We start from the raw sequence: 26568 nt of genomic DNA on the forward strand, positions 1-26568 counted from the left end.
TAAAGCCGTTTGTCTCCACCCGCGTAGCGGGTGGTTTAAAGCTGGCCGCTGCGCGGCCAGCAGACTAAAGTCTTAAATAAAAAACGAGGGAGGCCGTATCCGACCTCCCTCGCAAAGAGCTATTTACTATTCCCACTCGATGGTCGCGGGCGGCTTGGACGTGATGTCGTAGCACACGCGGTTGGCGCCGGGAACCTCGGCCACGATGCGGCCGGAAATGCGGGCCAGCACGTCGTAGGGCAGCTTGGCCCAGTCGGCGGTCATAGCATCGCTGGACTCGACGGCACGCAGGATGATCGGGCGCTGATAGGTGCGCTCGTCGCCCATAACGCCGACAGACTTAATGTCGGGCAGGACCGCGAAATACTGCCAGCAGCTGTGCTCGGAGTTGCGCTCGCCGGTCTGCTCAAACAGGCGCTGGTTGTAGGCGTCGAGCTCCTCGCGCACGATGGCATCGGCGTTCTTGAGAATCTCGAGCTTCTCCTTGTCGACCGCGCCGATGATACGGATAGCCAGACCCGGGCCCGGGAAAGGCTGGCGGAAGACAATGTGACCCGGCAGGCCGAGCGCCAGACCAAGCGCGCGGACCTCGTCTTTAAAGAAGTGATCGAGCGGCTCGATAAGGTCGAAGTGCACGCCCTCGGGGAACGGGATCAGGTTGTGATGGCTCTTGATGGTGGCCGTCTTGCCGCCCGTCTTGCGAGCACCGGACTCGATGATGTCGGGGTAGATGGTGCCCTGAGCCAGGTACTTGACCGGCTTGCCATCGGTCTCGAGCTGCTGCGCCACCGCGAAGAACTCTTTCCAGAACTGCGTGCCGATGATGCGGCGCTTCTCCTCGGGCTCGGTCACGCCGGCCAAAAGCTCGGCATAACGGTCCTCGGCGTGAACGTGGATAAAGTCGACGTCAAACTGCTTGGTGAAGACCTCCTCCACCTGCTCGGGCTCGCCCTTGCGCAGCAGGCCGTGGTTGATGAACACGCAGGTCATCTGCTTGCCCACGGCGCGGGCGCCCAGGGCGGCCACGACGGAGGAGTCGACGCCACCGGACAGGGCCAGAATCACGCGGTCGTCACCGACCTTCTCGCGGAACTCGGCCGTCATGGTCTCGACCAGGTTGTCCATGCTCCAGTTGGGCTCCAGACCGCAGATCTCAAACAGGAAGTTGCTCAGCAGCTGCTGACCATACTCGGAGTGCTTGACCTCGGGGTGGAACTGCGTGGTGAAGATCTTGCGCTCGACGCACTCCATGGCGGCAACCGGGCACACGTCGGTGCTGGCGGTAACGGTAAAGCCCTCGGGCACCTCGGAAACGGCGTCGCGGTGGCTCATCCACACGGTTTGCTCCATGGGCGTGGAGTTAAAGAGCTTGGCGCCGGCCGTGCGCGTGATAGTGGCGCGGCCGTACTCGCCCACCTCGGAGTGGCCGACCTTGCCGCCGAGCGTCACGGCCGTGATCTGATGGCCGTAGCAAAAGCCCAGGACGGGAAGGCCCAGGTCAAAGATGGCAGGATCGATGGACGGAGCGTCCTCGGCGTACACGGAGGCCGGACCGCCGGAAAGGATGAGCGCAGAGGCGTTCATCTCGCGAATTTCATCGGCCGAGATGTCGCAGGGGACGATCTCGGAATACACGTTGAGGTCGCGGACGCGACGGGCAATGAGCTGACCGTACTGCGCACCAAAGTCGAGTACGAGGACCTTTGCGGAAGCCTTTTGATCCATGGTTCCCCCTCTTGTTGGCGGGGAGCCGGTGCCCACCCGCGTGAATGAACGAAAATAACCTCCATAGTGTACACGTTATATGGGGTTTCTCGTCCCTCGCAGCCATCAGCGCACGGCAAACGCACGACCTGGGCCCCTATTTGACGGCAATTGAAGTGTTACCAAACGTTACAGATGATGTAATACGTTTGAACATTGGACGCCCTGTGCCACAATACTGCCGAACGACTCCGCCTCTGGGGCGGCAAACACGATAGGAATACCAGCATGAAGCGCATCCTTCTCATCGCCACGGGTGGCACCATCGCATCGACCGAGGACGGCAACGGCCTCTCCCCCGCCCTGACCGGTGAGGAACTCGCCCAGAGCGTCCCCGAGATCTCGGGCCTCTGCGAGCTCGACGTCGTGCAGCCCATGAACATCGACAGCACCAATATGCGCCCGAGCGACTGGATGCGTATCCGCGACGTCATCGTCGAGGGTTATGCCGACCACGACGGTTTCGTGATTCTGCATGGCACCGACACCATGAGCTACACCGCGGCAGCGCTTTCCTACCTGATTCAGGACAGCCCCAAGCCCATCGTACTCACCGGCTCGCAAAAGCCCATGGGCAATCCCTTTACCGATGCCAAGCTCAATCTGTACCAGAGCCTGCTCTATGCGCTCGACGAGCACTCGCACGATGTGTCGATTGTGTTTGGTGGCGTCGCCATTGCCGGCACGCGCGCCCGCAAGCAGCGCACCATGAGCTTTAACGCGTTCATTAGCGTCAACTATCCGCCCATTGCCTACATCCGCAACGACCGCATCGTGCGCAACGGGCTCCACGGCACTCATCAGGGCGAAAACCCGGTGCGTTTCTACGACAGCATCGACCCGCGCGTGTTTGTACTCAAGCTTACGCCCGGCTTGAACCCGGGTATCCTGGACGCCCTAGCCGATAGCTACGATGCTGTAATTCTTGAGACCTTTGGCATTGGCGGTATTCCCGAGTTTGGCGAGTCCGGCGAGTCATTCCAGGAGGCGATTTTCCGCTGGGTCGATTCGGGCCGCACCGTCGTTATGACCACGCAGGTCCCCGAAGAGGGTCTCGATCTGGGCGTTTATGAGGTCGGCCGCGCTTACGCCGATCATCCGGGCATTCTGCGCGGCGATGACATGACCACCGAGACGCTCGTGGCCAAGACCATGTGGGCACTCAGCCAGTCACGCGATGCGGCAGAGATTCAGCGCCTGTTCTACAGCCAAGTCAACCACGACCGCATCCCGATGGCTTAATCCCTAAGGCAGTTCCGATTATCGCAGCCTTAAACGACAGGTGGTCCCCCTCGGGCCGTGCAAAAATCGGAGTATTCTGCAATTTCTCCTCCGGAGACATAGAATCGGCCGATTATTAGACGAACTTTTAGGACGAAGGGTCCGTCTAGTAAATATTTATTCCTCATTTTTATTTAGCGTGTGGATTATCTACTGTCAAAAAGGCAAAGCCAGCCGCTCGAGCTACCATCTACGGCCGAACTGGTGCTGAATACTCGCGATTTTGCACATCGCAACCAGGGGGACCCGCCCAAAGAGCGTCAAATACAGCGGGGGAACGCCCTATTCGATACCCTCGAGAAGCTCTGACACCGTCATGCCGAGTGCGGGCGCGATCTTAAATAGAACCTTGAGCGTGAAATTTGCCGTCCCATCTTCGATTCGGTCGAGGTAGGGTCGGCTGATTCCTGTCGCCACACAAAAATCAACCTTGGAGATACCAAGGTCCCTGCGTGTCTCTTCGACCCGCCTGCCAAGAATCTGTTTCGCACGTTCGTCCATGCAGCCGAGTTTGAAATGGAGTCGAACATAAACGTAAACTATAGTTTACGTTTTGCCGAATACACAGGAGTTTTCTATGTCGGGTTCTTCGGTCCGCATGTACCGAGCCACGCTTCGCACAAACAGCGCGCCGCCCAAGCTCGTCGTCGTTGAAGCTGCATGCCTTTCGCCCGATGAGCGCACAGCATTTGCATTGCTATCAAGTCGCGTCGTCGCCGTTCTGGTCCCTTGCCCGGCGAAAGGTGAACTTGCCATCCAATGCCAAACGCACGGCTGCTCGCTCAATCAGGCTGCCGTAATCGCAACCAGCCAACGCGGCCTGCCGCTCCTTTTAGAAGCCGGCATAGCACTCGCCCTTCGCGGCGCCGGATACGAAAACGAGGCCGCCGCCGATGTAGTCTTTCAACCACGATCGAGCGGCGGCCTCGCATCAGCCATTGAATATGCGTGCAGGCTCGTTGCCTAAAAGGACAAGCTAGAAACCAAAGCCAAAGCCCGTTCCGGTAATCGCCGAGTACATAAAGTAAACGTTGATCACGTTGAGGAACACACCCGTGATGCAACCGTTGCGCAGGTAGCGTTCGCACACGATGCGCGCCATGGCGGCGGAGTCATCATTATTTTTTGCCTGGCGTCCCGCCGTAAAGTACGTCGCCACGCTCAGCAGCAGATTGAGTACCGGCAGCGCCAACAGCTCGTAGCTCTTACCCCAGCGCGTCGCCTCGCCGGCGGCATTAAACTTCGTTGCCACCTCGGGACCAATGTTGGGGATAACGCACGCTGCGACCACCAGCGGAATCACCGCAAGTACGAGCAGCGCAATACCCATGTAGCCAGCTTTTTTGCCATATTTAAACATGCGCGTCGTCCTTACACGTTAAAGCGGAAGTGCACGACGTCGCCATCGGCCATAACATAGTCCTTGCCCTCAATACGCAGTTTGCCGGCGGCCTTGGCGCCCTGCTCACCGCCGAGCTCGACGTAGTCGTCATAGCCAATGACCTCGGCCTTAATAAAGCCGCGCTCAAAGTCGGTGTGGATGACACCGGCGGCCTGCGGGGCGGTCGCGCCCTGACGAACCGTCCAGGCCTTGACCTCCATCTCGCCGGCCGTAAAGAACGACTGCAGACCGAGCAGCTTATAGGCCGCCTGCGCGAGCACGTCCAGACCGGGCTGCTCCAGGCCCAAGCTCTCCAGGTAGTCGGCGGCGTCCTCGGGATCGAGCTCAGAAAGCTCGGCCTCAATCTTGGCGCAGATGGGCAACGGCTTGACGCCATCGATGGGCGCCAGGTCCTCGTTGAGCATATCCTCGTCCACGTTGGCCACATACAGGATGGGCTTCATGGTGAGCAGGAACAGGCCCTTGGCAGCGGCACGCTCCTCGTCGGTCATCTCCATGGATGCGGCGCGCTTGCCCTCGTTGAGCCAGGCAAGCAGGCGCTTGGCGACCTCAAACTTGGGCATGAGCTCCTTGTCGCGCTTGGCCTCCTTCTCGAGCTTGGGCAGCTGCTTCTCGAGCGTGCCCATGTCGGCCAGGATGAGCTCGGTCATGATGGTGTCGGCATCGCCGGCGGGATCGACGAACTCGCCCGTGCGGCCCACCTCACGCATGACGTTGGGGTCCTTAAAGTAGCGCACGACCTCGCAGATGGCATCGGTCTCGCGGATGTTTGCCAGGAACTGGTTGCCCAGACCCTCGCCCTCGTTAGCGCCCTTCACCAGACCTGCGATGTCGACGAACTCGACCGTAGCCGGCACAATGCGACCCGGGTTGACGATGTCGGCGAGCTTTTGCAAGCGGCTATCGGGCACGTCGACGATACCCACGTTGGGGTCGATCGTGGCAAACGGGTAGTTGGCGGCAAGGCCGGTCTTTTTGGTAAGCGCGGTGAACAGCGTCGACTTGCCCACGTTGGGCAGGCCCACGATACCGATGGAAAGGGACACGACAGCTCCTTTTGGTACAGGTACTTCAAACCGTATAAGTATAGCGCCGCCGCAGCATCCGGGCGAATCCGGACACCGCGGCAGCGCAAATGAAGCAGAGATTGGGTCGCTAGCTAGTCCGCGAGCTTCTCCACTTGGTCGAGCATCTTGTCGAGCTTAGCCTTTGCCTCGGCCTTGGCCTTCTGGGCCTCTTCGTGGGCCTTAGCCTTCTGGGCGGCCTTTTCCTCGGCCTCGGGATCGACGACGACTAGGTTGGATGCATCATGTTCAACCAGCTTGAGCGCATGCTCGGGGCACACCTTGACGCAGGCTCCGCAACCTAGGCAATACGTGGACTCCAGTGCAAAGCGACCGCTTCCCACCAAATCGCAGGCGAACGTGGGGCATACATTGACGCACTCGCCGCACGACGTACACTTGTCAAAATCGCACTCCGGCGTGCTCACCTGCATGTTCTGGGCAAGCTCGGGATGGTTCTGCAGTGTCGAGAGCACCAGCTGCCGCCCATGGGTGAGCGAACGGCGACGCTTAGTCGTCGTGGTGCCGCACATGGTGTTGAGTGTGCGCTCGAGCTGCGTGATCTGGTGACGGTGGGCCTTCAACTTCTGCGTCACCGAGGCCAACGCCGCAGTCGCCGGGTTGAGCTTAGTCACGGTTAGGCCCGTGGTGCGGGCGATTTTTTCCATGTACTCCTTGCGCTCGTACTCGCGAAGCTTATGGCACTTGAGGCTCTTGGGGTCGACCTCCAGGCCCATGCCCGTACCGGCCCACTCCTCGGCAGTGGCGATGGCCTCGCCCAGAATGTCCTCACCGCCGGTGTTGCGGCATTTATCGCACACGCCCAACGGCAGGTACACACTCACGTTGGGATAGTCCGCCAGTACCGAGAACCAGGTCTCGGCCGTAATATCGCCCACGCAGGCGACGACGACCTCGTTTTCGCGTGGCATGCGCTTGAGGGCGCGTGTGCAGGTGACGTAGGCGGTCTCGTGGCTCGTAGCAGCAGAGACGATATCGTCATACAGGTTTTTGGGCGCCAGGCGCGGCGAGATGATCGCCTCGGTCGGACAGGCAGCGGCGCACAGGCCGCACTTGCGACAGGAGTCGAGGATCTCGATGGCGTCTTCCTCGACCTCGATAGCGTTGACCGGGCACACGTCCATGCACGCGGTGCAGCCGCTCTTTTCGTTTTTGCAGGTCAGGCACGGAATCGTGTTGCCGCGCGGACGCTCCTTGTAGTCGGCAGGATTCCACTGAGGCGCCGACGGATCGAGTGCATCGGTCACGCCGCCAAGCGGGTTTTTAAGAAAGTCGAAACCCTTGCTGATCTCGATAATGTCATCAAACAGATCGTGTTCCTGCGCCATGCGCGGCCCCTCCCTGAGCAGTGCAAACAAGCAAGAAATAATGATACGCCATCGGCCCGTGCCTCGAGCAAATTACACGCGGAGCACCTTTGGGACAAATAGCCTATGGCCTATCGCCGCCTCGATTGCACAAGGTCAATCAAGCGCCAAACTATGCCTCGCACATGAGCTGCACGAGCTTTTGTTTGGTCACCTTGGCCTGCTCGTTGGCTATGTTACGCTCGTTTCTAAAGACCGCATCTGCAACACTCTGCAGATCGGCATCGGAAATCGCACTGCACGGACCATCCATTGAGGCCGCCGTGGGGCATACGCACAACGGCAGCTCAGCATAAAACGCAACGGCCTTGGCGATATCGAGCATCTTGCCGCCGCCAATGCCCACCACCATGTCGCAATACTCGGCCCGGGCTTCCTTGGCCATTTCGACAACGGCATCTTCCGTACACGGACCGTTGTAAATCTTAAAGAACGGCTCGCTTAGATCTTCATCCAGAAATCCATCGACGATCTGCCTGCACAGCCGATCCTCGGTGCCCTGGTCAAACAAGACATAGGCAGCGCAGCCCAACCATGACAAATACCTGCCCTGGCGCGAAAGCTCCCCCGGTCCCTGAACATACCGACCGGGGCCGCCATAAACCATAGGAAGCGCCATACGAGAATCCACCCTTCATCAAACAACGATGGGTGCAAAGTACCCTGACCCCTTTGCACCATAGCAAAAAGGGGCAAAGCCATCTGTTGGCTTTGCCCCTTCCTTAGCTTGATTTACTCATCCATGAGATAGTAGTGGCCCAGTGCGTCGGCACCCAGGATGGCGTTTGCGACCATCTCGGGCGTCACCTCAAACGGCATGTTGCACATGGTGTCATCGGGCGCGCAGGCGGCCTCGGCAACAATCATGGCCTGCTCGCGCGTAAGCTCGGCAACGCCAAGTTCCTTCATCGTGACCGGCAGACCCAGCTCAATGCAGAAGCCCAAGACTTCCTCGAGCTTCTCGGTCGGAGCATCCTCGAGTACCAGCTGGACGATGGTGCCGAAGGCGACCTTCTCGCCGTGATACATGCCGTGGCACTCGGGCAGCATCGTCAGGCCATTGTGGATGGCATGAGCAGCAGCAAGGCCCGAGCTCTCAAAGCCAATACCCGAAAGCAGCGTATTGGCCTCGATGATATGCTCGACGGCAGGCGTGAGCGCGCCCTTCTCCAGCGCGACCTTGGCCTTGACGCCATCGGCCATAAGCGTCTCGTAGCAGAGCTTGGCGAGCGCCAGGCCGGCCATGCCGCCCTTGCCGCCAGCGCAGGTGCCGCCGTCGGCATCGTGCGTCGCCTGGGCCTCGAAATAGGTTGCGAGCGCATCGCCCATACCGGAAACCGTCAGGCGCACCGGGCTCGCCGCGATAACCATCGTATCCATCAGGACAATGTTGGGGTTTGCCTTAAGGAAGAGATATTTATCGAACTGGCCGTCATCGGTGTAGAGCACCGAAAGTGCCGAGCACGGTGCATCGGTCGAAGCGATGGTGGGGCAAATGATAACCGGGGACTCCAGGTAATAGGCAACAGCCTTCGCGGTGTCGAGGATCTTGCCGCCACCGACGCCGACGATGATGTCGCAACCGTTGTCTCGGGCGAGCGCAACCAGGCGATCGACCTCGCCCTTGGAGCACTCGCCGTTAAAGTCCTCAAACAGCAGCTCGGCCTTAGCCTCGACAAAGCCGCCCTCGATCTTGGCACCGACGCGCTTCTTGCCCGAAGGCGTCACGATGACGAGGGCCTTAGCGCCGAGCGGCTCGACATAGGAGCCGAGCTTGGCGAGCTCGTCCGGACCCTGGATGTACTTGCTGGGGCTATTGAAAATTGCAGCCATAACTATCCCATTCTCTAAAAGAAAAAAGAAAGGGGCTCCGTACAGATACGTGCGGAGCCCCTCGTTACGATAACAAGAGTCGATTAGAAATCGATGTCGGTGTCGTAGTAGCAGGCCTTGAGGATCTTCTCGAAGTCGGCAGCCTTGGTCTCACGCGGGTTCTCCGGCGTGCAGGCGTCGGTCTCGGCGTTCGCGGCGATCTCGGGCAGCTTGGCGAGGAACTCCTCCTCGGAAACCATCTGCGGGTTCTCGGCGTCGACCTTCACGCCACCATTCGCGTAATCCTTGATGGACTGCGGAATGTTGAGCTGGTCGTTGAGGTCGCGGATCTTCTGGACGAGCGCAGCGATGAGCTCCTCGTTGGTCTTGCCGGGAAGGTGCAGGATCTCCTTGGCCACGTAAGCGTAACGCTCGGCAGCACGCGGGTCCTTGGAGTTCCACTGGATGACCTTGCCCAGGTACATGGCGTTAGCGGCACCATGGATGATGTGGCCGTTCTCAAAGGCAGCACCGGTCTTGTGAGCCATGGAGTGAACGATGCCGAGCAGGCCCGAGGAGAAGGCGATACCGGCGATGCACTGAGCCTCGTGCATGTGCTGACGGGCCTCATGGTCGCCAGCATAGGACTTGGGCAGCCACTCGACGATCTCGCGGATGCCGTGCAGAGCGTTGGCGTCGGTGAACATAGAGGCGCAGGTGGAAACGTAGGCCTCCATGCAGTGGGTCAGAGCATCCATGCCGGTGTGAGCGCACAGCTTGGCGGGCATGGTGTAGGTGAGCTCGGGGTCGACGATGGCAACATCAGGGGTGATGTTGAAGTCGGCCAGCGGGTACTTGATGCCCTTTTCGTAATCCGTGATGACGGAGAATGCGGTGACCTCGGTAGCAGTGCCGGAGGTAGAGGAAATGGCGCAGAAGTGAGCCTTCTGACGCAGCTCGGGGAAGCTGAACGGCTGGATAATGTTGTCGAAGGACTCCTCGGGATACTCGTAGAAGACCCACATGGCCTTAGCAGCATCGATGGGCGAACCGCCGCCGATAGCAACGATCCAGTCGGGCTCGAAGTCGCGCATAGCGGCTGCGCCCTTCATGACGGTCTCGATGGAGGGATCGGACTCGACGCCCTCGAACAGCTTGACCTCGAAGCCGCCCTCTTTGAGGTCGGCCTCAACGTCCTGCAGGAACCCGCCGCGGCGCATAGAGCTGCCGCCAGAAACGATGATGGCCTTCTTGCCCTTGAGGTTCTTCACCTCGTGGCGAGCGCCCTCACCAAAGTACAGATCGCGAGGATTGGTAAAACGTCCCATACTGTGCCTCCTAAACAAGCCCCTCTTAGACTTGCGTATATAACGGAGCACCCGATTGGCTCCGTTAGGACCGTTTTGCGCGTTGCCGGCGATGACAATGCGCGATGTCTAAACGTCTCAACGCTCAGACAAACACTATTCTACCGTTCTGGTTGGTCAGTTATTCACCTAAAGCCGACAATGATGAAACGTTTTTTCTATCCCTGAAGACCCTTGTGGGGCATTCATACTCCCAAGCTGGGCAAACGTTTTATCAAGGTTGACCACATATCCCGGGCAGGACGGTGCCACTCCCAAATGCGCCCCGTTCGCCGCCAAAAATCGACCGTTTGCGGCACCGTGATACCACTCAGTCGTCCAAGGTGCCGACATTTGTGCGACATCCGTCTTCGTGGTGCAAAGGTGCATGTCCAAGTGCGGCACCCCCGGTGTGCCACATGCGGGTAAACTAGAACCTTATATAGAAACATTTGAACCCTAACCGCAGCAAAGGAGGCTCCATGGCATTCGATCCCATTCAAGAGGATTGCCATCGCCTCGTTCTTGAGGCCTTGCGCCGCGACAATATCCCGCTCACCGACGGTGCCGCCGTAGAGCGTCTGATGGAACAATTCACCCGTAACCCCGCGCCGCTCATCGTGCACGACCGCGACCGCGCCGGGCATCTCATTGCCAAGGTGGTCGAGGCTGTCGACTACCGCATCCCCTTTATCCCCGACGACGCCCAGGCAGAGCAAGAAGAGGCCGCTGCCGAGAACATGCTCCGCGAGGCAGCCGCGCTCGATCCGGCCAACTGGGATGCCCAGCGCATGCTGACGGCGCTCACCGCCGAATCCAACGAGGAATACGTACAGTATCTGGTGTCCAAGTGCGACGAGGTGGAGCACGATCTGGCGCTCAAGATCGCCTCGGCGCAGGACCCCTACGAGCGTGAGGCCGCAGGCGACCTGACCCGCCGTCCCTACCTGCGCTGGCTTGCCGCCTTGGCATCGCGCGCGCTCATTAGCGGCCGCTACCGCATGTCGCTGGATGCCGCGAATCGCAGCCTGGACTTTGCGCCCAACGACCCCGCCGGTGTCCGCCATACCGCGATGCTTGCCATGGCAAAGCTCGAATACCCTGCCGAGGAGCTCAAGCGTTTTCGCTCCGCCCACTCCGTGCCCTATCTTGCAAACACGCCGCTGCGCCGCCGTCCCAAGGACGCGGAGCGCGACCTGGACCCGTGGACGCTCATCGCGCTGATGAGCGCAGCCTGGCGCGAGCTGGATTACGAGGGCGCCGAACACTACCTGCGCATCCTGGTGCGCTCATGCCCGCACGCGGCCGAAGCACTCTACTTCCAAACCGAGTTTCCCGATGGCGTCTATGCTCGCGTCAACGTAGGTCCGGGCTCCACCGATGAGCTTGTCCTTGCCCTGTCCGAGGCGACGCCGGTGCTGCAGGAGGGCCTAGGCGCGCCCGACAACGCCAGCTTTGCCGCCTGGGTCGCCACCAACGACATCGTGCGCTCCCAGATCGACGAACGAATCCTGCGCGCGGCCGAACAGGGATTGCCGTTTAAGGGAGGAGACCTCTAATGGATCCGAGCGTCTACATCCCCGCCTATCTGGAACGCACCTATCTGGCGTCGCACCCCGAACTCACCGATGCAGCACGCGAGCTTGTCCATAACGACATCAGCGCAAACCCTCACAAGTATGCGCAGACCGAGCATGCCCAAGCGCTGCTGTCCTATGCCGGCGTTCATCGTCACTTGCTTGACGAGCTTCGTCGCATCGAAGACATGGGCAGCGACGAGGAGTTTGAGCAGACGCGCAATCGTCTGTTCGACGATATGCGCGATGAGCTGCTCAAGATCGTCCGCGTCGATGCGCATGTCCTCGACGCCCAGTTGCTCGCCATCATTTTGGCGGACACGCCCGTTGACGCCTGCCTGGGCGACCTGATGAAGCTCGAAGCGACCACGGCCGATTACCTGCAGCAAAGCGTGCCCGGGTTCGACATGGAAGCCCCGCACTACTGGGCCAATAATGTTTTGACCGACGGTGTCACCGCAGCAGACCTTACCGTGAGCGAGCCGGCTCTTATCGGGTGGCTCCACACGCTCGAGGCCATCTCGCAGCTGTGCATGGCGAGCGCCCGCTACCGCGCTGCTGCCAACTACGCCCGCCGCGTCCTTAAGGCGGAAGGCTACCCCACCCGAGCCGCAGGCACCGTGTTGCTCGCCCTCGCTCGCCTGGAAGACCAGGACGGCTTTTTTGCCCTGGCCCACCAGCTCGAGGAAGAGATCGGGGCTGATGCACTCGAGAACTCCCCCTGGTACCTGCTCGCCCGCACCATCCTCTTGTTCAAAACAAACAAGATGCGCCCGGCGACACGCGCGCTGCGTGAGTTTGCCAACCGTTGCGAGGGCGGCGCGTTCTTCTTGCTGAACCCCATGTACCAGACGCCGTACCTTCCCTGCCGGCCCGAGCCGCGCGATCCCTGGGATCTTTCGCACCAGGCCGTTTGGGAAGCGGACGGTATTATCTCGGACACTCCCGACTTTGCCCCCTGGGCCAATGCCTGTGAAGACGTGTCACAGCTTGCCCAGGAATTTGCGCGCCGCTACGGTTTTTAGTGACGCACTCGACCCGACCATGTCGTTTACGTTAGGAACGGTTTCATGAACCTCCGCTCATCTCTCGCCTGTACCTCGAGTGATATCGCTCGCTGGGGACTGCGCTCTGTCCTCAAACGCCAGGGCGGCGTACTCCCCGGCCGCATCGCCATGAAGATCGACCCCGAGCTGCTAAGCGACCTCGCCGGCCTTGTCGACCGCAGCGTGGTGATCACCGGCACCAACGGTAAGACCACCACCTCCAACCTCATCGCCGACGCCGTTGCCGCCAGCAGCGCCACCGTGGTATGCAACCGCGCCGGCAACAACATGGAGCCGGGCGTGGTGGGTGCACTGCTCGAGGCGCGCAGCGGCCTCAAGCGAGCCGGCGGCGGCAAGCGCGTGGGCGTTTTTGAATGCGATGAGCTCTACACCGTGCGCGTCCTGCCCAAGCTCAAGCCGACGTACTTCGTGCTGCTCAACCTGTTCCGCGACCAGCTGGATCGCTATGGCGAGATCGATCACACCCAAGAGGTCATCGCCCACGCGTTGGAACTTTCGCCGGCAACGACGCTCATCTACAACGCAGACGACCCGCTGTGTGCCGCGATCGCCGCACGCGTTCCCAATGCAAGCATCGCCTTTGGCATCGACGGCGCCACCAACACCGAGTCCGACCGTATTAGCGACTCACGTTTTTGCTCAAAGTGCAACGCGCCGCTGGAGTATGACTACGTGCAATACGGCCAGCTCGGTGCCTACCATTGCCCCTCGTGCGGCTGGGCCCGCCCTGCGCTTGTCCGTCGCGTGACGGACGTTGAGCTCACCTGCAACGGCTACGGCTTTGACCTGAACTTTGGACCCGATACCGACGCACCCACAACGCACATCGCCACGCGCTACAACGGCCTGTACATGGTCTACAACGTTGCCGCCGCCTTCTTTGCGGCGCGCGAGCTGGGCGTAGACGCGGCGCATCTGCAGCCCACGCTCGATGCCTATGTCCCCGCCGGCGGACGCATGGGCCGCTGGGAGATCGCCGGCCGTACCGTCGAGGCAAACCTGGCCAAAAATCCCGTGGGCTTCGATCGCCAGATCCAGTCCATTAAAACGGCAGGCGGCAGGCTCTGTGCCTTCTTCCTGAACGACAACGACGCCGACGGTCACGATGTCTCGTGGATCTACGACGTCGACTTCGAGCGCATCGCCGATACCCCAGGGCTTGTCGCCTTTGTCGGAGGTACGCGCGCGCACGATATGCAGGTACGCCTGAAGTACGCCGGCATCGACGCCGCCATCATCTCGAATATCGAGCAGGCGATCGGCGCCGTGGCAGACGAGGAGGCTGGCGATACTTTCTACGCCGTCGCCAACTACACGGCCTTCCCACCACTGGTCAAGGAGCTCGACGAGCTTAAGGGCGCCGATGCGAGCTCGGTCACCTCCCACGCCGTAACACGCGCCAATGGCAGCGCTGTCCCCACCGATATTGCGCCGGTTGAGCTTTCGCGCCCGCTGCGCATCGTCTACCTGTATCCCGATGCCCTCAACCTCTATGGCGACGGCGGCAACGTCATTGCCCTCGAGCGCCGCTGCGCCTGGCGCGGCATTCCCGCGCGCGTGGACGAGGTCCGCATGGGCGAGACGCTCGATCTCACCGACGCCGACATCGTCATGATGGGCGGTGGCTCCGACCGCGACCAGCTGGCCGTGGCACACGAGCTGTTCGCTCAAAAAGACAAGGTCGCGGCCTATGTTGAGGATGGCGGATCGCTGCTTGCTATCTGCGGCAGCTATCAGCTGCTCGGCCGTTCGTACTATATGGGCGAGAATCGCATCGAGGGCCTGGGCGTCATTGCCGCCGAGACTGTGCGCGGCTCCGACCGCCTGATCGGCAACGTCGCCGTCAAGACCGACCTGGCACCCGAGCCCTTTGTGGGATTTGAGAACCACGGCGGCCGCACCCTGCTCGATGCAGAGGCCACGCCGCTCGGAACGTCCGTTGTCACGGGCACCGGCAACAACGGCGACGATGGCTTTGAGGGCCTCATCTACAAGGGCGTCATCGGCACGTACCTACACGGACCGGCACTGCCCAAGAACCCCGAGTTCGCCGACTGGCTCATCGCCCACGCCCTCGAGCGCCGTGGCGACGCACAGGCCGCCGCCCTGCTGCCGCTCAAACCCCTCGACGACACCTACGAGCACGCCGCCCACGACGCCGCGATGAAGCTCCTTCCCTAACGCCCCACCGTCACAAAGGGGACAGGCACCTTTGTGGCGGTTTTGATCTGCCACGGCAGTTTGTCTCAATCTGTAACATTTAGACCGTTAAAAGTCGTCTTACTGTTACAGATTGAGATGTTCGTCCCGACGCCCGCCGTCTGTCTCGATCTGTAACAGATAGAGCCGATTTGCCCGCCCAGATGTTACAGGTTGAGATGTTTGAAGATCGGGATAGAGAGTCGGCTCCTGTGTGGTGGTTTTCCAGTTTACCAACGATATACGCGCCGGCAAAAAAGTCTGCTATACTCTTTCCCGCTGTCCCCATCGTCTAGCGGCCAAGGACGCCACCCTTTCAAGGTGGATATCGCGGGTTCGAATCCCGCTGGGGGCACCATTTAAACTGAGAAGCCCGTTGCCCACGCGGTGACGGGCTTTTTGCTACCGTTATGCCGGGATTCGAACCCGACAGGGTGCGGAGCTGAGGAAACGCGAAGCGTTTTCCAGCGCAGCACGCAAGGAGCGGTGCGACGCAGCGAATGCGGGCGGCGTCAGCCGCACGCGGACATCCCGCTGGGGGCACCAACTTTAAAATGTACGAACCCGCCGGATGTAAGGTCCGACGGGTTCGTTCTTTTTGCCGTTATAAAACGAAAAGCACTCAATGCCCTTGCGCTAGATGAACAGCTCGCATTCTTTTCGCTCAGAGCAGGCTTTGCTCAACATCTTGGTAGCCGCAGAGAGCATGACGGGATTTACCGCGCGAGCGCCCCGCGGACATACGGCAACGCAGCGCATGCAGGAAATGCAGGCCTTTTTGTCCACCCGCTTGGGATCGTCTTTATCGATAGCGCCAACAGGGCACGCTGCGGCACAAGCCCCGCAAGCGGTGCACTCTTTTGTGGCCTTGGGCACCATACCGGTGCCCCCTGTCTTCTTATAGGGACGATTGCCCGGAATTGCCGGCTCAGAAGCATCACCTGCAGATATCTTTTGCTGAATCTGATTCGCAAACCCAGCGAGCTGCGCAGCGTCCTGTCGGTCTGGTCGGCCGGCGGCAAACTGGCGAACAATAGAATGCTCGGCGATGGCTGAAACCGCCGCGATCACCCGAAAGCCCGCGCCCTTTGCCGCGTCTTCAAGCTCGACCAGCGTGTCCTCATACGCGCGGTTTCCGTAAGCACAAACCAGAACCGCCTGCGCACCGTTTCCCCGCATCATACCCAAACGCTCCGCGGCCACAGTCGGGACTCGCCCGCCATACGAGGGCACCGAGATCACGGCTACATCCTCTTTTGTCATCGCAACCGTGCGAAAACCAAGCCCGCTATCGGTCAGATCTACAGCAACGGTTTCCCCTTCCAACGTATTGGCAATGTAGCCAGACGCCTTTTCCGTTCCGCCGGTCGGGCTAAACACGATATCAAATACCTTCATCGGATAATCCTCCCCTTTACGAACAAACGCCCGAAACGTCCGCATGCCAAAACAGGTTACAACTTTCAAGATGCCCCGCGCGAAACGCCCGCTCGGCTGCAAGTTCAAAGCAGGTCCGAGCGACATAAAAAGAAGGGGCCTCGCACTGGCGAGACCCCTGCGCACGCAAAATCAAACGCGTCTGTTACACATAGAACAGAATGTCGTCGTAGGTCGGGACCGGCCAGTAGTCGGCGGCCACGATCTCCTCCATGGCGTCCACGGCGGCACGCAAGAAGCGAAGCGACGCAGCGGAAGCGGGCAATGCCAGCCGCACGCGAATATCCCGTTGGGTGGGGCACCATTTAAACTGAGAAGCCCGCTATCCTCACGATAGCGGGCTTCTCAGTTTAAATGGTGCCATGCGCCGGGCTTCGAGCCCAACAGGGTACAGAGCCGAGAAAACGCACCTACGCTTCGGCCCTAACAAGTGATTAACTTAGTCCCTAGCAATACGATATCTGAAACGTCCGTATCGAAAAACATTGCCCGGAGACAGCTCCGTCTCCATTAGCCGTGATGTTGGCAATCTTTCTTATCAATCGCACGTCTTGAAAATTATCCCAACTTCAAAATCGCTGTGAGTTCCGAGGGTGCCGGGAAACAGTACATTCCCTCAACTCGCACCCTGCACACAGCATAAATACCTCCGATCCGCACATCGATAAAACAGCGCCGCGTGTAGTCCAGTTCCCTGGTCTCGATTTGTAAATTTGTTGGCGAAGTCCAGGCATACGCTGCAAACAACTTGCGAACATCCCATGCGGGGGCATCGTCCCTCTCAGCTTCATGAGTCACGAAGGAAAAGAGGTCTCCGACTCCGGCCCCATCGCCCGATTTGCAAACCCAAGACTCGTAGCCAGCCCTCACGCCGTACTCGCGACCATCGCGCAACAGAGACAATTTCAGCTCATTCTCATGAAATCGAATATTGATCTCTTCAAAATCCCCGAAAATGCAACGATGAATGCCCTCGAGGCGTAATGAACTCAAACGTCCGCCAGAAGCCAACCCAACTGGCAAGGGAATGCTATCGAAGTCACGTTCGGAAGCCACCGTTTCCCGAACATTAGACTCTTTGAACAATACCTCATACAGCGGATCAAGCAGCGCCTTACTTCCTGTCGTGGAACTCGAGCAGGCGATGACAAGGCCATCTGTGGGCCGTATGTAGCACAGCTGCCCAAAAAGGCCAGAGCATCTGAACCCGCCACGCCGGCACATCCAGAACTGGTATCCATAGCCATTGCTGTCTTCAGTCGCCTCAGACGGATAAAAGGGGCTCGTTTCCATCTGAATCTTCGTCGCCTCGGCAACCCATTCCGCGGGAATGATCTGTTCCCCACGCCACTTGCCGCCATCCAGCAAACATTGACCAAACTTAGCCAAATCCGGTGTCGAAAGATGAAGACCAAAACCTCCGGTCGTATGACCGGCCTGGTCCTCTTCCCACCACCAACTCCTGATACCCAACGGCATAAACAAGCGCTCGGCAAGATAATCGGATTCTTTCGTTCCGCTTATGCGTTGCACAAGCATGCTCAACAAATGTGAACACAGCGAGTCGTAGTGAAAGACCTCGCCAGGTTTCCAGTCAAACTCACGATGAAGCACTTCAAGTGCCCAGTCGTCTCGCGCGCCGATATACGAAAGGTCGCTCTCCTGCCCCATCGTCATGGTCAGCAAATTACGGATCGTTACATCTCGAAAACGCTCGTCAGCAACTTCGCCTTCATATTCCGGGAAGTATGAAATCCAACGATCAGTCAGAGACAACCGTCCTTCATTCACCAGCATCCCGACAGCAACCGAGGTGAAGGACTTAGTCACAGAATAGAGCGGGTGAACGTGTTCGAGGGCGAACGGCGCAGCCGCGTGCTCAAAGACGACTTCACCATCTTGTCTGACCACGACCGAACGGACTTCCACGCCCGCGGACCTCCATGCCGCAAGACACGCCTCGCCCATCTTATTGTCAAAGATAATATTAGACACTCTCAACCACTGCCTCTCAAACGAAACCAGCGCAAGACAAGGTCGCCCTCAGTGCTTATCCGAGGACGACCTTGTCTGATTACTGGCGCGCGGGGGAAATACTTATCCCGCGGCCCCGCCTCTTTGGCTACTTTGCAGCCTCTACCGCCGGCACGTCTTCCTTGTACGTCGCATACGTAAGCAAGAACGAAATCACACTGGAAACCACAATGGCTATGATTACGTAGATCAGGCAGCTTGCGCCCATTGCGCCAGACGGATCAATGAAGCCCGGGAAGGCGCAGAAGCCGCCGCCGGTGAAGGCGAACATCTTGGTGCCAAGAGCGCCGATGATCAGGCCGCCAGGCACAGAAGCGATACAGCTCATGACAAAAGGCTTCTTGCGCGGAAGGGTCACGCCGTAGATGCAGGGCTCAGTAATACCGAAGAAGAAGCCCGAGATGAACGCCGGCCAAGCAAGCTGCTTGAGCTTTTCGTCCTTAGTCTTAAGAAGAATGGCGAGGACGGCAAGGGACTGGGCATACGAGCAAACCATGTACGGCGCCATGACGATATCCCAGCCCTGGGAGGCAATGTTCACCAGCATAAGGGCGATGACGCTCCAGTGGAAGCCGAAGATGACCATGGGCTGCCAAATGGCGGTAAGAACGATGCCGCCGAGCGCGCCGCCAATGACGGGCAGGCTGTAGAGCGAGTTGAACAGCAGGCTCATGAGGTTCGTGATCAGGGTGGCAATAGGACCGATAATCAGATAGGTAGCGGGAACCATCACGACGAGCACGCACGTTGGCACAAAGAAAAACTTAACGTACTCAGAGAAGTGCTTGCGGCACCACTTCTCCAGCTTTGCCGCAAACCAAACAGAGATGATAATCGGAATGACAGAGCTCGTATAACCCGAAGACGGCATGATAACGGGTATACCGAGGAAAGTCGTGTAATAGTTCATAGCAAAGGGAGTGCCAGCAAGCACCGTTCCTAAGACATCGCCCGATGTAATGTTGACCATCGCCGGATACGTAAGTGCGATGCCGAGCGTCATGCCAATAAACTCACTACAGCCAAACTTCTTTGCCGCAGTATAGCCAAGGATGATCGGCAGGAAGTAGAAGAAGCCGTCACCAGCCGCATATAGAATCTGATACAAGCCATCTGTCGCCGTAATCCATCCAAGGGCGACGAGAATGCTTAGAACACCCTTAATCATGCCCGCAGCGCACAGCACCGCAAGAATCGGCTGGATGACACCCGAGATGGTGTCGATAAGAGCACTAACAGCGTTTCCTTTCTTGACAGGCTCACCATCAAGATCGACCTCGCCCAGGCCCTCGACACCAGAGGCAGCAACCGCAGCATCGTAAACATCCTCAATCACGTTGATGCCAACGACAACCTGATACTGGCCATTCGCGTTGATTACCTGAATGACGCCTTTATGGGACTCAATTGCCTTAGTATCGGCCTTCGCATCGTCACGCAGTTTGAAGCGCAGGCGCGTCATGCAGTGCGAGATGCTCAGGATGTTTTCCTTACCGCCAACGAGGCCAACTACGTCCTCGCCAAGCTTGCGATTTGCAAGTTCTTTGCTTTCGCTCATGGTTTTCCTCCCATGCGACCTGTCCAAGGTCGGCCGCCCGCCATCATTCACTTATTTAGCTTCCGTACTAGTGGAGTTCCGGCCAGAATTCCTTATTCGCCTCAATGAGGTCATCGAGAATCTTCTTCGCAACGGAAGCGGAGGGGACCGTCTTCGAAAGGGTCAGCGCCTGCCAAAGGTCCTGATAGGAATGGTCGACCCAAGCAGACACCGCGAGCTTTTCGACCGAGACCTGCTCCTCCATGAGTCCTTTCTGGAACTGCGGAATCTCGCCTTGGCAAATCTTCTCGTAGCCATCGTTGCCAACGATGCAGGGAATCTCAACCATAGCTGTCGGGTCAAAATTTGACACGGCTCCACCGTTGGGGACAATCAACGAGAAGCGCTCACGAGTATTTTCAGCCAAAGCGCGCGCGAGATCGACGATGTACTCAGCGTGGGTATCCGGCTTGAGGCCAAAGCCCTCAGACGTACCTTTCTCGATAATCTGACGGGCCGTGCCGAAAACGCGCTTCTCACGACCCTCGCGGACCTCATCGGTGCGGGTGTGGTTGGGGTCGGTGTGCTCAACCACATAGTCCGGGAAGAGATAGTACTTGAGGTAGGTGTTCGGGATGGTATTCGGATCGAGCGCGTAAACATCCTTAGCCTTACGGAACGTCTGATCCCAAGATGCATCGACGAATTCAAGGCCGGAATCCTCGCCGGCATAACCGTTTTTAGCCATTTGGGCCTTGATAGTGGGCATAAGGTCATTGCCAGCACGGTCGTGAATCTTTGTCCACCAACCAAAGTGGTTGAGGCCGTAGTAGCCAACGACGAGGTCGTTGTGGTCCTTGAGACCACACATCTGAGCCATGATATCCATAAGGGCAATAGGCATGTCGCAAATGTTTATGATCTTTGAATCTGGGCGAAGACGGCGTGTTGCCTCGGCAACGATTGCCGCGGGGTTGGAGTAGTTGAGCATCCACGCGTCAGGGCTGTATTTCTCCATGTAGTCGAGGATCTCGAGCACACCGCCAATAGAACGCAAGCCATAAGCAATGCCGCCAGGGCCGCAGGTCTCTTGGCCGAGAACACCATAGCGCAGGGGAATCTTCTCGTCCTTATCGCGCATAGCGTACTTGCCAACGCGAATCTGGGCAAGTACAAAGTCGATACCTGTGAAGGCCTCCTCGGGGTCGGTCGTATAGTTAAAGGCTACCTCTGGAGCATTCTCCCTAATGTAGATGGCGCATGCCTTGGCAATCGTCCCCTGACGCTCGGCATCGTTGTCATAGAGCGTAATCCTATTGATGGGGAACATATCGCGCTTCGCGAGAAGTGTCAGAACAACACCCGGTGTATAAGTGCTTCCGCCTCCCGCGATCGTAACCGCATAACTCTGTTTTGCCATTATTAGTCCTCCTGTCTAGACATGTACTTGACGATTTGAATTATAGCCTCAGTGATTTGCTATCTGTCTAGACAGGTTATGCACACGGGCGAACGGTTGATTTTTGGCGGTAAGCGGCAGTTTTAAGTGTCTTCACTTCTTATAATTGGTAGAAACAAACTATCGCGCCGATTTGACGCATTTCGAACACCTCAATAAGGAGAGCATTTTGGCAAGGGTCCTGTACAGCGAAATTTACCGCAGCCTTCGAGAGCGGATTATCGAAGGCAAGCATCCCGTGGGATCGCTCCTTCCTTCCGAACAAAATCTTTCCAAAGAGTTCTCCTGCTCTCGAATGACGGTGCGCAAAGCCATCTCACTTCTCGCAAATGAAGGTCTAGTTCAGTCCATTAAAGGCAAGGGAGTCCTCGTAATCGAGACATCACTTACAGACGCCAGCAAAGAGGGCGCATTCACCGTAAGTGACCTTTCTTCGTTCAGCGAATCAGCACACGCGATCGGAGCGATTCCAACGTCAAAAATCGTCTATTTCGAACACGTAAGCGCCAATAAGCGCCTAGCTCAGTTGACGGGATTTCCCGAGGGAGAAGATCTTACGCATTTGAAGCTCGTCCGTATGCTCGACGATAAACCAGTCGCAGTCGACCGCCATTACTTCCTAACTTCTTCCGTCCCCGGCTTAAACGAGCAGAATGCCACCCTATCGCTCTTCCATTACATCGAGGATGAGCTCGGGCTCACCATTGCCGTGAGCAAACGAACGATAACCCTCGCCCAGCCCGACACCGAGGACTGCCGGTTGCTTGGCGTCGATTCTTCTTCGTATCTGGCAGTCGTAACCAGCCAGACATTCGACTCAACCGGAACTCAATTTGAGTACGTCGAGGCGCGTTATATTCCGAGCATCTTCCATTTCCACGACACGGCAACGCGCATGCCTCTGCCCTAATAAACGACACGAGCGGACGCTGTCCAAGTGAATCTGTCCCACGAAAAAGCCGGGGCCCGCATGATGCGGACCCCGGCTCATTACCGTAACGATATGTCAGTTACGCTCTACACGTAGAACAGAATGTCGTCGTAGGTCGGGACCGGCCAGTAGTCGGCGGCCACGATCTCCTCCATGGCATCCACGGCGGCACGCAGCGTATCCATAGCGGGAACGACCTCGTGTGCATACACATTGGCCTGCTCCTGGCCATCGAGAGCCTCGGCCTTCTGATGCACGGCATCGAGCGCCTTGATGGAGTCGTTGATGGCGGTGATACCGTTGCAGAGCTTGTTGAGCGTGTTCTGCTCGCACTGCATGGCGGCCTCAGCACCGGCGGCACGAATTGTCTCAAGGCCCTTAGCGACCTTGGTGGCATAGGCGGTAATGACCGGACGATAGGTACGACGTGCCTCGCGAATCATCGTGGTAGCCTCGATGTTCATGAGCTTGTTGTACTTCTCGAGCTTGCAGTCGTAGCGGCACTGAGCCTCGGCCTTGGTCAGAACGCCCGTCTCCTCAAAGAGCGCGATAGCCTTATCGGAAACAAAGGCGGGAAGAGCGTCGGCCGTGGTCTTGTTGTTGGCAAGGCCGCGCTTCTCGGCCTCGATGGGCCACTCGTCGGAGTAACCGTCGCCGGAGAACAGGATGCGCTGGTGATCGGTCAGCACCTTCTTACAGTACTCGAGCGCGGCGTCCTGGAACTTATCCTCGGGCGTACCCTCGAGTGCGTCGGCGAAGGACTTGAGCGACTTGGCCACGGCGGCATCGAGGACCAGGTTGGGGTCGGAGACGTTCTGCTCGGAGCCGCAGGCACGGAACTCGAACTTGTTGCCGGTGAAGGCGAACGGAGAGGTGCGGTTGCGGTCGGTGTTGTCCTGCATCAGCTTGGGCAGGGTATCGGCGCCCAGGTCGAGCACGCCGTGCGTGGCATGGACGGAAGCCTTGCCATCGATGATCTTCTCGACGACCTCGGTAAGCTGGTCGCCCAGGAAGATGGACATAATCGCCGGAGGAGCCTCGTTGGCGCCCAGACGATGGTCGTTGCCGGCCGAGGCAACGGAGGCACGCAGGAGCTCCTGGTAGTTATCGACGGCCTCGATCACCGCGGTGAGGAAGACGATGAACTGCAGGTTGTCGAGCGGGGTGTCGCCCGGATCGAGCAGATTCTCGGACTCGGTGCCAAGCGACCAGTTATTGTGCTTGCCCGAACCGTTGATGCCCTCGAAGGGCTTCTCGTGCAGCAGGCAGACCAAATCGTAGCGGGAGGCGATGAGCTTCATCTTCTCCATCATGACCAGATTCTGGTCGATGGCCTCGTTGACCTCGCCATAGACGGGGGCGAGCTCATGCTGGCAGGGAGCGACCTCGTTGTGTTTGGTCTTGGCGGGAATGCCAAGCGCCCACAGCTCATCGTCCAGGTCCTTCATATAGGCCGAGACGGTGGGGCGGATAGCGCCAAAGTAGTGCTCCTCGAGCTCCTGGCCCTTACAGGGAGCAGCACCAAAGAGGGTGCGGCCGGTGATGACCAGGTCCCTGCGCTTGCGGTAAGCGTCCTTCTTGATCAGGAAGTACTCCTGCTCATCGCCCACGGAAGGAACGACCTTCTTGGGGGTCTTACCAAACAGCGCCAAAACGCGCTTGGCCTCACGCGAGAGCGCGGTCATGGAGCGCAGCAGCGGGGTCTTCTTGTCCAGGGCCTCGCCCGTGTAGGAGCAGAAAGCCGTGGGGATGCACAGGACATCGTCCTTGATAAAGGCGGGGCTGGTGGGATCCCAAGCGGTATAGCCGCGGGCCTCGAAGGTGGCACGCAGGCCGCCGTTGGGGAAGCTGGAGGCGTCCGGCTCGCCCTGGATGAGGTTCTTTCCCGTAAACTTGGTAATAGCGGTGCCGTCGTGGTTGGGTTCGAGGAAGCTGTCGTGCTTCTCGGAAGTAATGCCCGAAAGCGGCTGGAACCAGTGCGCGTAGTGCGTCGCGCCCTTGGAGATGGCCCAAACCTTCATGGCATGGGCAACGGCGTTGGCCACATCCAGGTCGAGCGGCTCACCGCCCTCGAGGGTTGCAGCAAGGCGCTTCCAAATGTCCTTGGGGAGGTAGTCCTTCATGACTTCCTCAGAGAACACCATGGTCCCGAAGCGGTCAGTAAGTTCGGCCATACGGAACTCCCTTCGTATCGGCACCGCGTGAGAAGCGGTGTTGATTACTAACGAACGAGTCATAGCTTAGACTCGCCGTGTTTCCGCGACATTACCGTTATGTTGCTGTCGCGAAACCAATCAATGAGGTTACCCTATCGAGGCGGCGTTGCCACCCTCAACAGCCAATCAACTGCATAAATTGCAGACCTCTCCCCATGGTTTAAGGGTAGTCAATTTGGGATGGAGCTCTATTAACTGGTATTTTGCATCAGATACCAGTCTTTATAGTCCGTGCCTAGATTAGCCGCTCTGTTATAGAGAAAGCCGATAGCAAGGCATCTTTGATTGGTATCCCCGAATAACGAGTGAAACTCCACCGTGACACAGTGGTGCTGTAGAATCCTTACAACACATCACACTATTACGTATCTAGAGGAGCACGATATGCGCGTCGACGAGGTTTTTAAGCAGGCAGCATCCCAGGGCACCGCGCCCGTTTCGTTTGAGATGTTCCCGCCCAAGGGCGAGCTCACCCTCGACACGGCTCGCGAAGTGGCAGGCAATCTGTGCAAGCTTTCGCCGAGCTTTGTCTCGGTCACCTGCTCGGCCGGCGGCTCGGGCAACGGTGCCACCACCGCCCCCATCGCGCATATGATTTCGAGCGAATTCGACACGCCCTCGGTGGCACACCTCACCTGCGTGGGCCGCACCCACGCCGACATCGCCGCCAAGATCGACGAGTATCGCACCGCCGGCGTTGAAAACATTCTGGCCCTGCGTGGCGATCTCCCTGCCGGCGCGACCGAGGACGACAAGCCCGCCTCCGACTACGCCTACGCCCGCGACCTCATCCCCGAGCTCGTCGACGCCGGCTTTTGCGTGGGCGCCGCAGCCTACCCCGAGGGCCACATTGCCTGTGAGGATCTCAACCTCTCGGTCGAACACCTCAAGCAAAAACAGGACGCCGGCGCAAGCTTCTTTGTGACGCAGCTCTTCTTTGATAACGAGTGCTTCTACCGCTTCCGCGAGCTTGCCGACAAGGTAGGCATCACCGTGCCCATTACCGCGGGCATCATGCCGTTTATGGGCAAGTCCCAGATCAGCCGCATGGTCTTTATGTGCGGCGCGTCGCTGCCCTCCCCCGTCATCAAGATTCTCGCCAAGTACGAGAACGACCCCGAGAGCCTGCAGGCAGCCGGTGTAGATTATGCCGCCCGCCAACTTTGCGACCTCAAGGAGCACGGCGCCGACGGCCTGCACCTGTACACTATGAACCGTCCTGCGATCGCCGCGACCATTATGGAGCGCCTGGGGTAATGGAAAAACCGCACATCGATACAACCGCTGTCGAAGTGCCGGCCGACCTTGCGTCGCCGGCGCTTTACCGTGTCGATGCCGCGCACCATCCCCGTGTCGACCGTGCCGAGATGCTGCGGTATCTGGGTTACGGCGGCCAGCAGATTGAGCCCGAACTGTCACGACGTATTGAGCTTGTCGTTGAACGTCTGGAACTGGACATTGAGCCCCGTGGCGTGCGCCGCGTGTTTGCCGTCGATGCCACGGGCGTGGACGAACAAAGTGAGCCTTGCATTCGCTTGGTCGGCACCAACGTTGAGCTGCGAGGTCGCGATATCTATCGACATCTCAAAGATGCCCGCTTTGCCGCGCTCATGGCATGCACCCTCGGCATGGACGCCGAGCGTCGCCTGCGCACCACGGGAGCCCAACATCCCCTGGAGGGCGCCGTGCTCGACGCCGCGTGCTCCGCTTACGTGGAAGCCGCCGTTGAGCAAATGGACCAGCAGGTCAAGACGGACGCCGCCGTTCATGGGCTCGCCGGCAACTGGCGTTTTAGTCCCGGCTACGGCGACTGCCCGCTCTCGGCCCAGCGCTCGATCGTCAATGCGCTCAACGCCACGCGGCTCATCGGGCTTACCGTCACACCCACCAGCCTGCTCATGCCCACCAAAAGCGTGACCGCGGTGATCGGCCTATTCGACGGCGAAGTCCACGACGCCCAGAGCCGCCCCACCTGCAATATCTGCCGCATGCGCGAGCACTGCCGCTTCCGCGCCGCCCACACCACCTGCTATTCCAGCCATTAGGAGCCCTCA

The 26568-nt window shown here is 58.9% G+C and carries 22 protein-coding genes and 1 tRNA gene; 9 read left to right on the forward strand and 14 right to left on the reverse strand.

What is annotated here, in order from left to right:
- Positions 1 to 126: 126 nt before the first annotated feature.
- Complete coding sequence (guaA, locus tag AB5767_RS06650) at positions 127 to 1725, reverse strand: glutamine-hydrolyzing GMP synthase (protein ID WP_035136929.1); 1599 nt, start codon at positions 1723 to 1725, stop codon at positions 127 to 129.
- 267 nt (positions 1726 to 1992) lie between these two features.
- Between guaA and AB5767_RS06655 the strand changes: the two genes are divergently transcribed.
- Entirely contained in the window at positions 1993 to 3006 is a 1014-nt protein-coding gene (locus AB5767_RS06655) for an asparaginase (protein ID WP_368131945.1), read from the forward strand.
- Between the two features lie 321 nt (positions 3007 to 3327).
- Here AB5767_RS06655 and AB5767_RS06660 read toward each other — a convergent pair whose 3' ends face one another.
- The gene (locus AB5767_RS06660) at positions 3328 to 3546 is read right to left on the reverse strand and encodes a helix-turn-helix domain-containing protein (protein WP_035136926.1); all 219 of its coding nucleotides are present in this window, start codon (positions 3544 to 3546) and stop codon (positions 3328 to 3330) included.
- A gap of 76 nt (positions 3547 to 3622) precedes the next feature.
- On the opposite strand from AB5767_RS06660, the gene AB5767_RS06665 reads away from it, so the two are divergent.
- On the forward strand, positions 3623 to 4012 hold the full coding sequence (locus AB5767_RS06665) for a hypothetical protein (RefSeq protein ID WP_195363417.1): 390 nt from the start codon (positions 3623 to 3625) through the stop codon (positions 4010 to 4012).
- A gap of 9 nt (positions 4013 to 4021) precedes the next feature.
- Here AB5767_RS06665 and AB5767_RS06670 read toward each other — a convergent pair whose 3' ends face one another.
- From AB5767_RS06670 to AB5767_RS06695, 6 genes are all read right to left on the reverse strand, one after another.
- Positions 4022 to 4405, reverse strand: a complete 384-nt coding sequence (locus AB5767_RS06670; protein WP_117716790.1) for a DUF1648 domain-containing protein — start codon at positions 4403 to 4405, stop codon at positions 4022 to 4024.
- Between the two features lie 11 nt (positions 4406 to 4416).
- The gene (gene ychF, locus AB5767_RS06675; RefSeq protein ID WP_368131944.1) at positions 4417 to 5493 is read right to left on the reverse strand and encodes a redox-regulated ATPase YchF; all 1077 of its coding nucleotides are present in this window, start codon (positions 5491 to 5493) and stop codon (positions 4417 to 4419) included.
- A gap of 113 nt (positions 5494 to 5606) precedes the next feature.
- Positions 5607 to 6860 carry a 4Fe-4S binding protein gene (locus AB5767_RS06680; protein WP_368132909.1) on the reverse strand — a complete coding sequence of 418 codons (1254 nt, stop codon included), beginning with the start codon at positions 6858 to 6860 and terminating at the stop codon, positions 5607 to 5609.
- A gap of 151 nt (positions 6861 to 7011) precedes the next feature.
- The gene (locus AB5767_RS06685; RefSeq protein WP_368131942.1) at positions 7012 to 7518 is read right to left on the reverse strand and encodes an iron-containing alcohol dehydrogenase; all 507 of its coding nucleotides are present in this window, start codon (positions 7516 to 7518) and stop codon (positions 7012 to 7014) included.
- A 113-nt stretch (positions 7519 to 7631) separates the two neighbouring features.
- Positions 7632 to 8732, reverse strand: a complete 1101-nt coding sequence (locus AB5767_RS06690) for a glycerol dehydrogenase (protein WP_227789919.1) — start codon at positions 8730 to 8732, stop codon at positions 7632 to 7634.
- Between the two features lie 83 nt (positions 8733 to 8815).
- On the reverse strand, positions 8816 to 10039 hold the full coding sequence (locus AB5767_RS06695; protein ID WP_368131941.1) for an iron-containing alcohol dehydrogenase: 1224 nt from the start codon (positions 10037 to 10039) through the stop codon (positions 8816 to 8818).
- A 500-nt stretch (positions 10040 to 10539) separates the two neighbouring features.
- Between AB5767_RS06695 and AB5767_RS06700 the strand changes: the two genes are divergently transcribed.
- The 4 genes from AB5767_RS06700 to AB5767_RS06715 all read left to right on the forward strand — a co-directional run bounded on the left by AB5767_RS06700 (position 10540) and on the right by AB5767_RS06715 (position 15258).
- Positions 10540 to 11616 (forward strand): tetratricopeptide repeat protein, encoded by a 1077-nt coding sequence (locus AB5767_RS06700; RefSeq protein WP_368131940.1) that lies wholly within the window; start codon positions 10540 to 10542, stop codon positions 11614 to 11616.
- Positions 11616 to 12659: a hypothetical protein gene (locus AB5767_RS06705; protein ID WP_368131939.1), complete on the forward strand. Its 1044-nt coding sequence runs from the start codon at positions 11616 to 11618 to the stop codon at positions 12657 to 12659. Before AB5767_RS06700 ends, AB5767_RS06705 begins: the two co-directional genes overlap by 1 nt.
- 45 nt (positions 12660 to 12704) lie before the next feature.
- The gene (locus AB5767_RS06710) at positions 12705 to 14882 is read left to right on the forward strand and encodes a MurT ligase domain-containing protein (RefSeq protein ID WP_368131938.1); all 2178 of its coding nucleotides are present in this window, start codon (positions 12705 to 12707) and stop codon (positions 14880 to 14882) included.
- A 299-nt stretch (positions 14883 to 15181) separates the two neighbouring features.
- A tRNA-Glu gene (locus AB5767_RS06715) sits at positions 15182 to 15258 on the forward strand.
- A gap of 278 nt (positions 15259 to 15536) precedes the next feature.
- Here AB5767_RS06715 and AB5767_RS06720 read toward each other — a convergent pair.
- The 5 genes from AB5767_RS06720 to AB5767_RS06740 all read right to left on the reverse strand — a co-directional run bounded on the left by AB5767_RS06720 (position 15537) and on the right by AB5767_RS06740 (position 21328).
- Entirely contained in the window at positions 15537 to 16298 is a 762-nt protein-coding gene (locus tag AB5767_RS06720; RefSeq protein ID WP_368132910.1) for a 4Fe-4S binding protein, read from the reverse strand.
- A 184-nt stretch (positions 16299 to 16482) separates the two neighbouring features.
- On the reverse strand, positions 16483 to 16614 hold the full coding sequence (locus AB5767_RS06725) for a hypothetical protein (protein ID WP_368131936.1): 132 nt from the start codon (positions 16612 to 16614) through the stop codon (positions 16483 to 16485).
- Positions 16615 to 16895: 281 nt separating this feature from the next.
- Positions 16896 to 18266 carry a serine hydrolase domain-containing protein gene (locus AB5767_RS06730; protein ID WP_368131935.1) on the reverse strand — a complete coding sequence of 457 codons (1371 nt, stop codon included), beginning with the start codon at positions 18264 to 18266 and terminating at the stop codon, positions 16896 to 16898.
- Positions 18267 to 18459: 193 nt separating this feature from the next.
- On the reverse strand, positions 18460 to 19929 hold the full coding sequence (locus AB5767_RS06735; protein WP_368131934.1) for a PTS transporter subunit EIIC: 1470 nt from the start codon (positions 19927 to 19929) through the stop codon (positions 18460 to 18462).
- Positions 19930 to 19996: 67 nt separating this feature from the next.
- The gene (locus AB5767_RS06740; RefSeq protein ID WP_368131933.1) at positions 19997 to 21328 is read right to left on the reverse strand and encodes a 6-phospho-alpha-glucosidase; all 1332 of its coding nucleotides are present in this window, start codon (positions 21326 to 21328) and stop codon (positions 19997 to 19999) included.
- A gap of 208 nt (positions 21329 to 21536) precedes the next feature.
- Here AB5767_RS06740 and AB5767_RS06745 point away from each other — a divergent pair, with 208 nt between their 5' ends.
- Positions 21537 to 22277, forward strand: a complete 741-nt coding sequence (locus AB5767_RS06745) for a GntR family transcriptional regulator (protein WP_368131932.1) — start codon at positions 21537 to 21539, stop codon at positions 22275 to 22277.
- A 107-nt stretch (positions 22278 to 22384) separates the two neighbouring features.
- Here the strand turns inward: AB5767_RS06745 and AB5767_RS06750 are convergent, their stop codons facing one another.
- Positions 22385 to 24472, reverse strand: coding sequence for a glutamine synthetase III family protein (locus AB5767_RS06750; protein ID WP_368132912.1), 2088 nt, complete (start codon positions 24470 to 24472; stop codon positions 22385 to 22387).
- 426 nt (positions 24473 to 24898) lie between these two features.
- Here AB5767_RS06750 and AB5767_RS06755 point away from each other — a divergent pair, with 426 nt between their 5' ends.
- Both AB5767_RS06755 and AB5767_RS06760 read left to right on the forward strand, forming a co-directional pair.
- Entirely contained in the window at positions 24899 to 25771 is an 873-nt protein-coding gene (locus AB5767_RS06755; protein ID WP_138111646.1) for a methylenetetrahydrofolate reductase, read from the forward strand.
- The gene (locus AB5767_RS06760; protein WP_117745713.1) at positions 25771 to 26559 is read left to right on the forward strand and encodes a hypothetical protein; all 789 of its coding nucleotides are present in this window, start codon (positions 25771 to 25773) and stop codon (positions 26557 to 26559) included. Before AB5767_RS06755 ends, AB5767_RS06760 begins: the two co-directional genes overlap by 1 nt.
- Positions 26560 to 26568: the final 9 nt, after the last annotated feature.

The sequence above is a fragment of the Collinsella aerofaciens genome, from assembly GCF_040926265.1.
Classification (GTDB): domain Bacteria; phylum Actinomycetota; class Coriobacteriia; order Coriobacteriales; family Coriobacteriaceae; genus Collinsella; species Collinsella aerofaciens_BB.